9 protein-coding genes, 2 tRNA genes and 1 riboswitch are annotated in these 14,957 nt (G+C 41.8%); of the genes, 8 read left to right on the forward strand and 3 right to left on the reverse strand.

What is annotated here, in order from left to right; all coding sequences use genetic code 11:
* Positions 1-59: 59 nt before the first annotated feature.
* From AC0VYE_RS14125 to AC0VYE_RS14145, 5 genes are all read left to right on the forward strand, one after another.
* Positions 60-2,816, forward strand: a complete 2,757-nt coding sequence (locus AC0VYE_RS14125; protein ID WP_475448743.1) for a glycoside hydrolase family 2 protein — start codon at positions 60-62, stop codon at positions 2,814-2,816.
* 552 nt (positions 2,817-3,368) lie between these two features.
* The gene (locus AC0VYE_RS14130; RefSeq protein ID WP_372238995.1) at positions 3,369-3,677 is read left to right on the forward strand and encodes an ArsR/SmtB family transcription factor; all 309 of its coding nucleotides are present in this window, start codon (positions 3,369-3,371) and stop codon (positions 3,675-3,677) included.
* A complete protein-coding gene (locus tag AC0VYE_RS14135; protein ID WP_475448745.1) occupies positions 3,674-4,090 on the forward strand; it encodes an SRPBCC family protein in 417 nt (138 codons plus the stop codon). The genes AC0VYE_RS14130 and AC0VYE_RS14135 overlap by 4 nt, the downstream gene beginning before the upstream one ends.
* Before the next feature lie 234 nt (positions 4,091-4,324).
* Positions 4,325-7,492, forward strand: coding sequence for an ATP-binding cassette domain-containing protein (locus AC0VYE_RS14140; RefSeq protein WP_475448747.1), 3,168 nt, complete (start codon positions 4,325-4,327; stop codon positions 7,490-7,492).
* A 133-nt stretch (positions 7,493-7,625) separates the two neighbouring features.
* The gene (locus AC0VYE_RS14145; RefSeq protein WP_475448749.1) at positions 7,626-9,011 is read left to right on the forward strand and encodes a M48 family metallopeptidase; all 1,386 of its coding nucleotides are present in this window, start codon (positions 7,626-7,628) and stop codon (positions 9,009-9,011) included.
* Positions 9,012-9,076: 65 nt separating this feature from the next.
* Here AC0VYE_RS14145 and AC0VYE_RS14150 read toward each other — a convergent pair.
* Together AC0VYE_RS14150 and AC0VYE_RS14155 are read right to left on the reverse strand one after the other, a co-directional pair.
* A tRNA-Pro gene (locus AC0VYE_RS14150) sits at positions 9,077-9,153 on the reverse strand.
* An 8-nt stretch (positions 9,154-9,161) separates the two neighbouring features.
* Positions 9,162-9,237 (reverse strand) — tRNA-Thr (locus AC0VYE_RS14155).
* Between the two features lie 94 nt (positions 9,238-9,331).
* On the opposite strand from AC0VYE_RS14155, the gene AC0VYE_RS14160 reads away from it, so the two are divergent.
* Positions 9,332-10,453, forward strand: a complete 1,122-nt coding sequence (locus AC0VYE_RS14160; protein WP_475448751.1) for a glycerate kinase — start codon at positions 9,332-9,334, stop codon at positions 10,451-10,453.
* Positions 10,454-10,521: 68 nt separating this feature from the next.
* On the opposite strand, the gene AC0VYE_RS14165 is transcribed toward AC0VYE_RS14160, so the two are convergent.
* A complete protein-coding gene (locus AC0VYE_RS14165; RefSeq protein ID WP_076268110.1) occupies positions 10,522-11,841 on the reverse strand; it encodes a hemolysin family protein in 1,320 nt (439 codons plus the stop codon).
* A gap of 256 nt (positions 11,842-12,097) precedes the next feature.
* Here AC0VYE_RS14165 and AC0VYE_RS14170 point away from each other — a divergent pair, with 256 nt between their 5' ends.
* Entirely contained in the window at positions 12,098-12,868 is a 771-nt protein-coding gene (locus tag AC0VYE_RS14170; RefSeq protein ID WP_076268111.1) for a DUF1836 domain-containing protein, read from the forward strand.
* Between the two features lie 72 nt (positions 12,869-12,940).
* Positions 12,941-13,025, forward strand: a riboswitch (cyclic di-GMP riboswitch).
* A gap of 85 nt (positions 13,026-13,110) precedes the next feature.
* Positions 13,111-14,868 carry a methyl-accepting chemotaxis protein gene (locus tag AC0VYE_RS14175; protein ID WP_475448754.1) on the forward strand — a complete coding sequence of 586 codons (1,758 nt, stop codon included), beginning with the start codon at positions 13,111-13,113 and terminating at the stop codon, positions 14,866-14,868.
* Positions 14,869-14,957 lie beyond the last annotated feature (89 nt).

The raw sequence follows: 14,957 nt of genomic DNA on the forward strand, positions 1-14,957 counted from the left end.
TTTTTAATTAATCTTATGAACGTCATCAAAATATCAATGGAGAGGCAGTGTGATTAATAATGTCTTTAAATACGGTACATGCTTCACAAGTGAACATCCCTCGAGCTGAGTTTCCTCGGCCAGATTGGCAGCGCTCGGAATGGTTGAATTTGAATGGAGCATGGTCCTTTGAATTTGATCATGAGAATCGCGGCATCGGTGCAGATTGGCAAAAATCGAAGGGTCAATCCTTAAAGTCGGAAATCACTGTTCCTTTCTCCTGGTCAAGCCCGTTGTCGGGAATCGGCAGCAATGATAATGGAATCGCTTGGTACGATAGGGAAGTGGATTGGGCACCAGAGCTAGCTGATGCGCGAGTAATCCTTCGCTTTGGAGCGGTCGATTTTAAGTCCGACGTATGGGTAAATGGGATCTCCATTGGTTCGCATGAAGGCGGATATGGCCATTTCGAATTTGATGTAACAGACGTATGGTCAATCGACAGCACAAACTCGATTACGGTTCGTGTTGAAGATTTTGATCATTCATTCCAAGGCCGTGGTAAGCAAGGTTATGGAGAAATCCGCGGCATTTGGCAGCCCGTATGGCTGGAGGCTCGTCCTCAAAACTATTTACAGGATTCGAAGTTTAATACAAAATTGGACGGTACTATACAAGTTACGACTAGAGTGATAGCAAGCCGCGCAGGTCATGCTCAGCTTTCCTTCTTGTTTGCAGAAGGTGCTGTATCACATCAATTCGAAGCAGAGCTGACAGAAGGAGCCAATACGATCAGCACTTCATTTGTAGTGGCAGATCCTAAGCTGTGGAGTCCAGAATCTCCTTTCTTATATGAAGGCGAAGTTTCCCTGTCCAGCAATGGCCAGTCGGATGTTATCAGCACTTATTTCGGTATTCGTGAAATTTCAACTGCACTTGTAGACGATCGAAATTATCGCTGGATTATGTTGAATGGCAAACCTGTTTATTTGAATGGAACGTTGGATCAATCCTTCCATCCAACCGGATTTTTCACGTATCCGTCCGATCAAGAAATGCATGATGAAATTTTCCTTATGAAACGTTTAGGCTTGAACTTTGTTCGAATTCACATTAAGCCGGAAGAGCCGCGCAAGCTATACTGGGCTGACAAACTTGGAATCCTCGTAATGGAGGATATGCCATGCTTCTGGGGGGACCCGGATGAGCAGGCACGGCTTGCTTACGAGAGTGAAGCGCGTGAAATTATTGATCGTGACTACAATCACCCGTCGATTTTCTCTTGGGTCATGTTTAATGAGACATGGGGCTTGAAAACGGAAAGTGAATCCGCGTCACTAACAACAGATGCATCACATCCGCAAAATTATTTGCCGCAAACGCAGGAGTGGGTTCGTTCCATCTATCGTTGGGCCAAACAGGTTGATCCAACCCGTATAGTTGAAGATAATTCACCATGTAACTATGATCATGTGGAATCTGATATTAACACTTGGCATTTCTACATTAATGGCTACAATGAGCTGCGAAACCATGTAACAGAGGTCGTTGATAAAACGTTCGTAGGTTCTACCTTTAACTATACTGCGGGCAATGTACAATCAGATGCACCATTAATGAACAGCGAATGCGGCAATGTGTGGGGGATCGAAGGCGGAGCAGGAGATAGCGACTTAGCTTGGCATTACCGATATATGATGAATGAATTCCGCCGTCATGATAAAATGTGCGGTTTCGTATTTACGGAGTTCCGCGATGTTGTAAATGAGTTTAATGGTTATTACCGTTTGGATGGTACCGACAAGCATTTTGGCTACGAGTGGTTCGTTCCTGGCATGACGATCGCAGATTTGCACTCGCCAGATTTTATCGTTATTGATGCACCTCCTTGTCAAACGCTGGATACAGGCGCACAGGTTACATTGGAGCTTTTGCGTTCCAGCTTCTCGGATCGTTATCATGGTCAAGCGCTTCAGCTGGCTTGGGAGCTGTCGTATGATCATTTTGGTGTACGTACTGTCGCACAATCAGGACAAGAAATCATTGACTGGAACGGATTCGGCGTAAGTGCATTGCAGCCGCTTTCCTTGAAAATGCCTCAGCAGGATGCGGTTGCGGTAATTGCAGTACGTCTCTTGTCTTCCGATGGCAAAACGATTACACGCAACTTCGTTACTTTCGACGTTCGCAGCGGTCAAACTAATGGGAAATATGAGGTTGACGGCCAAACAATAAGCGTGCCGGTTGCAAGTTTCACCGATAGCGAGTGGCCGCATAGCTGGAATTCGTTGCAGAATCAGAAAGTGAATGGCGGAATTGCAGGACAATTTACGTATGATGTACAGCTGCCATCCATTTCGGAGCAAACGATGATTTATGATATTGAACTGTTTTTTGAAGCGGGCTCCAAGCGTCTGCTAAAACGTGATCTTGAGGAAAGCATTCAGAAAAAGCTGGACATTTCCTTTATGCATGGTGCGCTGTCAGATCCTGAGTACAATATAAACTCTTATTTTATGACGGATTCGGATCGCCATGAAGCTAAGCTGAATGTTCTCATTGATGGACAGCTAGTTGATACGATTGTGTTGACAGATGATCCAGCGGATAGCCGTGGCGTTCTTTCTTGGCACTATCAAGCGGTTTCTAATAAGCTGGAGGATGCAGGATCATACGGTTATCTTTGCAAAGTTATTTTACCTAGTGCATTGACTGCTAAGCTGAACAAAAATCGCAGCTTTAAGCTCCAGCTCGAAGCCGAACAAGGTGGTTTGACGCTTTACGGACGCAATGCTGGTCGTTATCCGATTGATATTATCGTTCACCATAGAGGTTAATTCATGAAGTGTAATCCGTTATTTGCTACTCCGTCCATGATGATTTATGATTAGAAAAGTTACGAATTTGTTAACGGATCTGTTGAAAATAATCGAATGGGATCTTGTAAAATAGAGGGAGTAGACAAAGAGGGGGTACATATAGATGAACGTTCCTGCAGGTGTTTGGATTTTTTCGGGTATTATCGTTGTATTGCTCACATGGCTGACACTTTGGGTTACAAAAAAAGCCTATTCGAAAAAATGGGATGAATCGGATCATTAGTTGTAATGATAAACTAAACTTTAGATAAGATTAGATGGATAGAAAGACTCTTTAGCTACACGGCTGAAGAGTCTTTTTTATGTAAGCAGGGTACTCTGTTAAACTAACAAAGTAAGATTTAAAGGCCACATTATGGATGAATAAGAAACTTGACACGACACCTTTTGGTGTCCTATAATAAATATGACTCCAAAAGGTGTCTTAATAAGCTGTAATGTCGTTTAATTGGCAGCGTTACAGTAAATAATAATGAAAAGGTGGGGGTGGTTTTGAACGATAAAGGTCAGATGAGGGATGTTTACGACGCTGTTGCCGATCCAACAAGGCGAAAACTAATTCAATTGTTGGCAGAAGTTGAAGACTTGCCCCTACATGAGATAACGGTTCATTTTCAAATGGGTCGAACAGCGGTATCCAAGCATTTGGCAATCCTGAAAGATGCTGATCTTGTCATTGCTCAAAAGGTTGGCAGAGAAACGAGATATCGGTTGAATGCTAATCCGTTGAAAGAAATAAAAGATTGGGTATCATTTTACGAAGGATTCTGGAATGAAAGAATAGATAAATTAAAACTTATATTGGAGGAAAAAAAATGAAACCAGATGTATCATTAGATTATCAATTTACAAGCTCAATCGACCAAGTGTGGAATGCTTTAACGGATTCAGATACGCTTGCGAAATGGATTTGGAATAATGATTTTGAACCAGTCGTTGGACATAAATTTCAGTTCAAAACGGAGCCTTCCGAATGGTGGAACGGCATTGTAGATTGCGAAGTACTTATAGTAGACGAGCCTCATACATTATCATACACTTGGATAAGTGCCGGAGAAAATACGACAATTACATGGACTTTGAAAGAAGGTTCAGATGGAACGGTTCATCTACACCTCGATCAAACTGGATTTAGTGAAGAAACAAAATCCCGTCCGGGAGCAATTGAGGGAGCTACATCTGCTTGGACTTACAAGGGCAATCAGCTTGGAAAAGTGTTAGCCGAACTGTAATATGATTTTTCAACTTTCATGATGCCAGTTTTACAGCACAAAACTTAATTCATCAATACAAATAAATCATTTTTAAAAAATAGGGCGCAATTCCGCAGTAAGAATTGTGCTCTTTTTTTTTGATAAGATGCTTTTTGAAATTATTTTAAATGAGCAAACATAGCAGGTTGGCTGTAGAAGCTTGCTTTTATCATATACAGAGACAAATTTTTAGAGATTGGAGAGGAGATCACAATGAAAATAAAGCAATTAATTGCGAACAATATTAACAAATTAGATGAAGTACTGCCAGTAGATAAATCGTTAGGCATAGCGGGTTTATCTGGATCTGGAAAAACAACTTTTTCACAAACCATTGGTGAAGAATCGAAGAAACGTCTCGTTTCCTTATTGCCAAAGGCGGAGTATCAGTATCTCTTTCCTAATATTATGGAAACCAATTTCAGTGCCATTAAGATGGAGGAAATGCCGCTTGTCCTTTTTCTAGGTCGATCATCCATTTCTTCAAATCCTCGTTCAACTATTGGTACGCATACTGGCGTGTTTACTGAAATTCGAGTTGCTCTTGCTGAAAAGTATAATCTTTCTCCAGAAGTTTTTTCATTTAATAATGAATTAGGCTGGTGTCCAGACTGTAAAGGCCGCGGAACAACTAAAAATATCGAATGTAAAAAATGTATGGGAAAACGTTACAATCAAGAAGTTGAACAATATAAATTTGAGTTATTGGATCAAGCACAGAGTATATCGGACATCAACGACTTCAGTGTGGAAACCATTTATTCACTAGCAGAAGTTTTAAAGATTAGTGAAGGTAAACAAAATATTTTAAAAAATATAATCAATATGAATATTGGTTACTTAACGTTAAATCGGATTATGGGGACATTGTCAGGTGGAGAAGTAACGCGGCTCTACTTGGCTGAATTTATGGCTACAAGTGAGAATACGGTTATTATCATCGACGAAATTTCCGTAGGTCTTGATCATCAAACGTTATTGAAGATTTTAGCTGAGATTAAACAATTGGGAGTTAAAAATCAAATTTGGCTCATTGACCATTCTGACACGGTGCTGGACACAGCGGACAAGCATTTGTTTTTTGGCCCTGGCAGCGGTAAATACGGCGGAAAAATAGTGGAAGAATCACCTCGACCAAAGCCAATCCACGGGGAACGAAACGAGGCAGCACCAACAGAATATTATCAATTTGTTGATCTTCACTGCCGGAATATTCAAATCAGTGAAATTCAGATTCCTAAAAATAGACTGGTCACTTTTACAGGCGAGTCAGGCTGTGGCAAATCCACACTTGTTAATGAGTGCATGTCCAAAGATTTTGTGAAGCGCTATCCGAAAGATAAGCTGGTTATGGTTGGGCAGGATCGAAACCAATCAATCACTAGCCGGTCAACCGTAGCCACTTTTCTAGATATTAAAAAGAAGCTTACAAAATATAGTGATGATATTGATGATATTTTTCAGCGCTCGATTGAAGATATTATTGTTGAGCTGCCAAATGAAGACATCGCTCATAAACGCTTGAGCTTATTGATCAAGCTAGGACTTGGTTATTTGACGTTGGAGAGAAAAACACAATCCTTATCAACGGGTGAATTTCAATGTGTTCATTTAGTTTCTGAGTTGTTTGCGGGCTCCAGAAACCCGAATACGCTATTTATTTTTGACGAGCCATCAAAAGGGTTATCACAAAATATTTTGAATCAATTCATTGATAGTGTGAGGGTCATTCTACAGGATGAATCCGTCTCCATGATCATGATTGAGCATAATTCGTATATGCTGGAAAGCTCTGATTTTATCGTTGATTTTGGCAAAAGACAGCTTGCACCCGTGGAGCATCTTGATGTTATCAGTCATGATGATTATTACCGGGAACAAAACAATGAAGATAAAGCTGCTCCTTTGCATATTCCTTCAACACTTGATCAAAAAAATGGCGTTAATTATTTAAAAGAAAACCAGATTGCCTATTTTAAAAATGCAGAAAACGTTTATAAAGGCGGCATTTTAAAAAGTTTATCATCAATGGCTCGTCTCATTTATGGCGAATATGAATCGGATACCATTGCACCCGTTATCGCCATCGATTTGGAACGCCACTTGTACAGCCAATATACTTTTCTCTACGAAATTGGCGGCTTAATCAACCATATTGTGGCGGCACATCCAACCAATAAAGATACGAATAGCTTCGATTTCTATAATCAAGGCAATCATTGCCCATGCTGCTCGGGCCGCCGTGTAATTGAAAAATTTGATTTTGATATTGTGATTCAGGACAAAACCGCGTCATTCTGGGATGGCTTATTGTATCCAGATGTAATGGATATTTTGAAGTTTTATCAATTCCCAAAAATAAAATTTATTTTTGAAGAGATTAAAAATGAGCTCGGCCAGGATATAAGCAAAAGTTATGCAGAGATGACAGACGCAGAAAAGCATACTTTTTTGTACGGATATTGGGAAAAGTCATTCTATGATAAAGTAGGCAAGGCATCAAGGACTTGGGAAGGCTTTAATCACATCATTGGGATGTATATGGTGGTATCGAAATCGGAGATTAAAGAGCGTATAAAAGAATCCAAAAAGTTGATTACTTGCCCAATTTGTCAAGGAACGGTATTAAAGCATCATAAAAAGCTGAAGTTTGGCGAAACGGATATTCGTGAGATTATTCAGCAGCCTCTTGATCAAGTCATTAAAACCGTTGGAAATCTACAGGTTCTAGACAAAATGAAAGCGATTGTCGGGGGCGATATGGTTTTGACGGAAGAGGTTTCTCTATTGCCTAGGGAGACGCAAGCTGCGCTGAAAATGCTTGAACTAGAGGTCGCGAGCTTTTCCCACTACGAAATGGTCTTGCAAAATGTACTGCCGTTCTGGGGCCGTATTAGCAACAGTATCGAATCCATCAGTGTTAATAATCGGATCACCGTCTGTGATTTTGCCAATATCACTGAAACGAGAGAAACGATCATTGATAAGTATTTCACCAATGGCAAATACAAAAAACTGACCTATGTCTATGAAGCGTTTGGTTACAAAAAAATTGTTACCTTAATAAATAAAATTAAAGCAAGCGAGCCATGTCCATTTTGCAAAGGGAAAAGAGTAATTTCGGAAGATGGGCTCCATGATGGCGTGTTTAAATTATCTGTACCATGTGTTAGCTGTTATGCAAGTGGCATCAATGATGAAGGGCTTAAGGAAATTGTTGAAGGCATAGACGTGCAAACATGGCTGACCGGCAAAGTAAGTGATGTTGTTAAAGACAGCTCAAATATTGAGGCGGTGGCTGATATTCCAATTTTCAATCGCATTCGTGAGTTGAATAAACAAGAAATGATGGCAGTTTACCAATTTCTTGAGCAAAGCTAGATGTCATTCACTGAAAGAAGCTCATTTGCAATCCTAAATTGCAGATGAGTTTTTTTGTTATGCTGAAGGTTGTATAATAACTTTGGGAAATCGTGTATAATGTGGGTATTATTTTAGAAGGGGATGCCATTTATTGAATGCAATTGATTTAGAAACGTCGCTCATACATAAGAAAGAGAATCGTTACTTTGTTCTTGCGCTTATCTTTAGTGTTTTCATTTATTTATGTCTGTTTATTTCTATTATTTTCATTTTCATCCTACCGATTCTTATTCTCCTGCCCTTATTCGCTCAAGCGATTATGATGGCAAGCATTCGAACCAATGGCGTTCGGATCACACCGAGACAATTCCCAGAGGTGTTCGCAATTGCCCAGGCACAGTGTGAGCGGATGGGCTTTACTGTTGTACCGGATCTTTATGTCATGGAATCGAGCGGGATATTAAATGCGTTTGCTTCGCGTTTTTTTGGCCGCAATATGGTGGTGCTTTATTCCGATTTGTTCGAAATGATTCAGGCGGGTGGGGAAAAAGAGCTCACTTTTGTCATTTCACATGAGCTCGCCCACATCAAACGAAATCATTTGTCGAAGCAGCTGCTCATATTGCCGGCGTTATGGCTTCCATTTCTTGGTGAAGCATACTCGCGGGCTTGCGAATATACATGCGACCGTATGGCTGCTTATTACACCAACGATGCTGAAGCCGCAATGAATGGTTTAACGATATTAGCCATCGGAAAAACGCTCTACAAACGGGTAGACCGTGAGGAATATTTACTGCAAAGCAGCTATGAGAAAGGTTTATTTGTATGGCTGGCTGAGAAGCTATCGACTCACCCGCCTCTGCCGAAGCGTATCTACGCGATTCAGCAATATGCAGGCATCTCATCGAATATCATTTTTAAGACATCCTCTTCGCGAATAGCACTTATCATCGTTTTGGCTGTTATTCTTGTTCTCGGGGGATCTGTTACGATCGGGGTGACCTTCTCGAAATCGATTGATACCTTTATGTCTTCTCTTGATGGTCCGCCAACCGATGTTCAAATGCTTGGTGCAGCTTCAGAGGCTGATTTAGAGCTCGTTAAATCTCTGCTTGATGCTGGAGGGAATCCGAATGCAGCAGACGATGAAGGGTGGACAGCGCTAATGTGGGCAGCTCAGCTAAATGAAACAGCAATCGCTTCTTCATTGATAGACGCGGGAGCGCAATTGAATGTGATTGAGCAAAGTTATGAAGAAACGGCACTAACGATAGCGTTGTATAATGAAAGCATAGAGATGGTAGCCTTATTGCTGGAAGAAGGAGCTAATCCGAATTTACAGGATAGCACCGGATGGACACCGCTAATGACCGCAGCAAAAAATGGCGACATAGAAGGAGCGGAACTTTTGCTAAAAGCAGGGGCTGATCCGTTGAAAGTTGATGAAACAGGATATACAGCTGAGGATTATGCGCTGGATGCTGGGTTTGACGAGCTCGCCGAGCTGTTTCAAAATTTAGGAGATCAAATATAAAAGAAAAGAAGCTTGATTGCTCAAGCTTCTTTCTTATATGTATATTCAATTCTTTATGTTTAGGATGGTCGGGACGACACGATTTGAACATGCGACCCCCTGGTCCCAAACCAGGTGCTCTACCAAGCTGAGCTACGTCCCGGGAAAAGATGGTGCCGTCGAGAGGACTTGAACCCCCAACCTACTGATTACAAGTCAGTTGCTCTACCAGTTGAGCTACAACGGCAAGATGTATTCGCTAAACACAAGATGTATTATCGCATATAAACTGAAATAATTGCAAGTGTTTTTTTAATTTTTTTTCTGAAAGGATGATTAGGGTGAAAATCGTTATTGCACCGGATGCGTTTAAGGGGTCAAGAAGCGCATTTCAAATTGCTAGCACGATGGAAGCAGGCATTCGCACAGTTCATCCACATGCTGAAATCATACAGCTCCCAATGGCTGATGGCGGTGAAGGAACGATGGAGATATTGGTACAAGCTACAGGCGGGAGTTTTATCGAAGTTCCTGTTCACGACCCGTTGAACCGAAGCATTCATGCAAGATATGGCGTAATGGGGGATGGCCAAACCGCGGTCATTGAGCTTGCTGAAGCATCTGGTCTTGCTTTACTGAAGAGTGAAGAGAAAAATCCATTTATCGCTTCAACATTTGGCACCGGTGAATTGATTCGGCATGCACTCGGTTCTGGCTATCGTCAATTTATTATTTGCTTAGGAGGCAGCGCGACCAATGATGCCGGATCGGGCATGCTGCAGGCGCTCGGCATGAAGCTGTTAGATGAAAGTGGAGCTGAGCTGCAGCCTGGAGGCATTCATTTGTCGAAGCTTGCATCGATTGATGATGCTGGTTTCCATTCGAGCGTTCGCGAAAGCAGCTTCATTATTGCTGGCGATGTACGTAATCCATTATGCGGGGAGCATGGAGCCTCTTGGGTTTACGGTCCTCAGAAGGGAGCATCGTCAGAAGCAGTCAAGCAGCTTGACCTTGCATTAGCTCATTTTGCTGAAAGTATATACAAGCATACAGGGATTGATGTGGCGAATTTGCCAGGCAGCGGAGCGGCAGGAGGTACAGGTGCAGCACTTTTAGCTTTTTTTGACGCTACTATGCACGCTGGAGCAAAACTTGTTATGGATAGAATTGGATTTGAGGAGCATATTGATGGCGCTGATTGGATTTTGACAGGCGAAGGGAGATTAGACAGCCAAACGGGTTCAGGCAAGGTGATCAAGGCGATATGTGATGCCGCTTGGGGGCAGCGCATCCCTGTAATCGCCGTTTGCGGGTCAATTGATGCGAGTTCAGCATACACGTCGGAGCTTGGTCTTCGTGCAGGCTTCTCGCTCGTGCCGGGTCCTTGTTCGGTAGAAGAGGCGATGGACCATACGGATGAGTGGCTGCATGATCGAATCGTTCATATTTTTAGCTTGTTATAAAGTCATAATAAAAAAAAGAAGCAGCCGATGCAATGAGCAATGGCTGCTTCTTTCTTGTTAACCTATCGTTATGCGGTTTCGCCTTCAACGGCTTCTTGATTTTGCTCAATTAGCATTTCGACCTTGCGAATCCGGTTTTTGCTCGTCTCGCGAATGATAAATTTATAATTTTCGTAAAAGTGCTCTTTGCCTGGCTTTGGATCGGTCACTTGACTGTACAACCAGCCGCCGACCGTATCCACATCCTCTTCCTCGAAGTTCATGCCGGTTAGATCGCTCAGCTCGCTAAGTGATACTTTACCATCGAGAAGATAGCAGTTATCGGCTAGCTGTTCGATTTCCTTACGCTCGTCGGCGTCAAATTCATCACGAATTTCACCAACGATTTCTTCCAAAATATCTTCAATTGTAATTAGTCCGGAAGTACCGCCGTATTCATCAACGAGAATAGCGATGTGAACACGTTCTAATTGCATTCGCTTTAGAAGCATTTTGACTGGCGTAACCTCAGAAACGCTCAGTACAGGATGAACAAGCTTTTTGAAATCCAAATCACGATCAGATTCATATTCTAGGAAAAGCTGCTTCGTGTTAATCATGCCGACGATGTTATCCTTGCTCTCAAGTGCGACCGGGAAACGCGTATATTGTTCCTTGCGAATAATTTCCATGTTCTCAGCTAATGATTTGTTTGTATACAAACAAATCATATCGGTGCGAGGCACCATAATTTCTTTGGCCAGCAGTTCGTCAAAAGCGAAAATGCGGCTTACATATCCGTATTCTGTATTGTTAATCTTTCCGCTTTGGTAGCTCTCGTTAAGAATAATTTGAATTTCTTCTTCCGAGTGTGCTTCTTCATGCTCTGTAGCTGGTTTCAATCCGAACAAGCGAACCAAAGCGTTAGCTGAGCCATTTAGCAACCAAATGAAAGGATATAAAATTTTGTGGAATAAAATAATCGGTTTTGCTGTTAAGAAGCTAATAAATTCAGCTTTCTGGATCGCCCACGTTTTTGGTGCAAGCTCCCCGACAACAACATGCAGGAATGTGACCGAAATAAATGCGATTAAAAAGGATAGAATATGACTGATGTCATCGTTAATAGCAAAACGTTCAAACAAGGGTAAAAGCATTTTTTCAACTGTCGGTTCTCCCAGCCAGCCCAGCCCGAGCGCTGTAATAGTAATACCTAATTGACAGGCTGACAAGTAGGCATCCAGATTACTCGTAACCCGTTGAACGGCAAGTGCGTTCTTCCGGCCCTCAAGCACTAACTGATCGATCCGACTGGAGCGAAGTCTGATGATGGCGAACTCCGTTGCGACGAAAAAAGCAGTTAATAAAATAAGAAGAGCAATCATGAATAAATTGAATCCTATACCCATTTTCGTTTTTCACTACCCTTTTATGTTTATATTTTTTTTATTCTTATGATCTACTATAACGAATGATTACATGATATGACAAATGCCATATCCAACGGTAACAGCCTTATACGCGCTTTAAAAGCGATTTAACGAGAATGAAAGGCTTATTCTCATTGATTTTCGAGCCTTTACAAGCGTCATTCTCCGGCATATGATGAGTTCATATGAACTTGTAATATAGGAATGCAAGACGAATGCGCGAGGAGGAAGCGATATGGAGTCCTTTACGCTTACTCGAAAAGAGATGGCTTGCTTGCTGCTGGCTCTGGACGGAAAGTATAATTTGAAGCCACTGCAAGTGCTGCAAGCCGCATGGACCAAAACGCATCAATGTGATTTGGAGAAAGGCACGGGACTGCCTGCATTTATGTCTACGCTGCTGCCTCCAATTATGGAAAAGCTTATTAAAGGAAATGAGATTAAAGGCTTTTCATTACATGAAATTGCTGCGTTGGGCCAACTAATCGAATATTCGAATCTGTCGATTACCTCCATGCAAAACTGGGTGAAGCGAGATTTCAAACCTTATTTCGATTGTCCGAAAGCTGGGAAAAAATATTCTCTGAACCAAGCTGCGTTATTATTCATTATTGATGATTTAAAGTCAAATCTCGATTTTGAATCAATACGCAAGCTTTTTGAGATCGTCTTCAAGAAACCAGAGGATGAAGCAGACGATTTAGTTGGGCCAATTGAATTATATGCATCTTATACTAGTATGTTTGAGGAGCTCGATGCGAATAACGATCAACTGCTCGACATTTCCGGTCATTTGAAGGAAAATCCGCATCAAGATTTATTGACAGAGCATGTCATTCGCTCTTCAGCGAATCAATTTGCAAGCAGATTGCCGAATTTAACGGAAAAACAATGGGAAGCAGTGCGAAATATTTTGCTCGTTGCGGTTATTTCCATCCAAACCTCCTATTTTCATTCGTTAGCAAGGCGTTATTGCAATGCAACCTTATTTTTAGCCACAGAATAAATATGGTTCAGGGGATGACAATTTCACTAAATAGTCCTATACTGGTTTAAGTTGTAAACTACAAAATAGACAAACTGAAAAAGGCAAACTTGTTGAAAAACAAGGACGCAAAGTTATGGGCCTAAGGTGTACGCACTATGGCTGCCAGACCGCCGGAAGGATAATAAGCTAACTGAGCTGTCCGCCTCCTGTGGCTGGATAGCTTTTTTTGTTTTCAGGAGACAGAGGAGAGAGCAAGCAGGATGGTTTTTAAGGATAGGATAGAGAGAGCAAAAATACTGTTTAAGAAATTGAGTTTGAAGAAAATAACGAGCAAATTATTGCTTGTTACCGCAATCATCACACTTTTTAATGTAGGCTCGGGCGTTTTGATTTATTTTCAAAATCATTCAGTAGCAACCTCGGTCGAAGGCTCAGAGGAATTGCAGCGTGCTGAACGCAATTACCAGGGTATTTCGAATAGGCTGCTGAAAGTGATGCTTCTAATGGTAGATGCCATTGAAAATGGCAAAAGCGATGCAACGCTGATCATGAAGGATTTGGAAACGATGCCTGCCAACATCGATGAGTTAGAGAAACAGCTTATCGACATGGATAAGAAATATCCGCCTGCAACGGAAGATGGTCCTTATTATGCGAATCAGGTTAACGTTCTTAAGCTTGCTTTAGATAACTTGAAAGTGACGAATACAGACGTGAGTGGATTATCATCAGATGAGAAATCGCTTCGCATAAGCAATTTAATAAGCGTCTATACCGTCATTCTAAGTTATTCCAATGATACGATGCACGAGCGTTTGACCGCAGACGCTAATGCGACGCAGAGGCTTCTCGATAGAGACATATCCAGTGCGAACCTTATTGTGCTTATTAATGTCATTTTGCTCGCTATTCTTCCTGCTATAATGATTTTTGTCATCTCACAATCGATTAGAACAGGACTAGTAGGCATTACAAAAAGAATTAAGCAGTATGGCAATAATGATTTTACAAGTCAAGAAAAACTCGTTCGCTCTGACGAATTTGGCGATCTTGACCATGCATTGGCTAATATGGGCGATCAATTGCGAGAAACGATTAAAGCTACGCTTGAAGTGAGTGAGTCCGTGCTCCACATCTCAAATAATATGGATAATATGATTGGAATTAATCGTAAAGCTTCAGAGGATGTAAATGGCCAAGTGGAGCTGGGCAGAAAAGTGTTGCTGTCGCAGTATGACGATGCTTCATCCATTTCGGCAGTTACCGAAGAAATCTCAGCAAGCTCTCAGCAAATTGCTGCGTCGAGTGAGTACATAAACAATGATATGCAAAATATGAAGCAATCATCTCATAACGGCACGCAGCAGATGGCTGGCGTGGTCTCGATGGTAAATGAAACAGTAGACCAGTTTTCAAAGCTAACTGAAGCTTTCGAAACGATGAATGAACGATATAACAATGTAGCTAAGTTTTTGAACGGCATTCAGGATTTGAACACACAGACGAATTTGTTGTCACTGAACGCATCCATTGAATCGGCAAGAGCGGGTGAGCATGGCAGAGGGTTCGCAGTTGTCGCTGATGAGATCCGCAAGCTGTCCAGCCAGACCGATATGATCTCGAAGCAGATCACGAAGGAGCTGACACTCATACAAAGCGATGTGGCAGCAAGCAGCCGCACGATCGGCAGCTTCGCGAATGTTATTAACACGACGCGTCAAGCATCCGAAACCGCAAGCAGCACATTCCAAGCATTGGAATCGCAAAGCAGCATGCTGTCAGATCAAGTGAGCGAGATTTCTACGGCAATTAGTGAAATTACAACAGGCATGTCTCATATCGTGTCTGCAGTAGACAAGCTATTGACTACGTCTTCAGAAGTAAATGGGAAAATGGAACATATGAGCGAGCTTTCAGTTAAGCAAAATGATATTTCCGATGATTTGCGCACGCTTGCGGAGAAGCTTTCACTTTCCTCGCAGGATTTGAAGGAGAAAGCATCTGTTTTCAAAGTGTAAGCAACAAAATGATAATCGAGTGAGGCAGGCAGCATCCATAGGTTTGGGGTGCTGCCTGCCTCTTTGTGCAAATAAAGAAGGATAAGCGA

It is taken from the genome of Pristimantibacillus sp. Z349TD_6 (genome assembly GCF_056173205.1).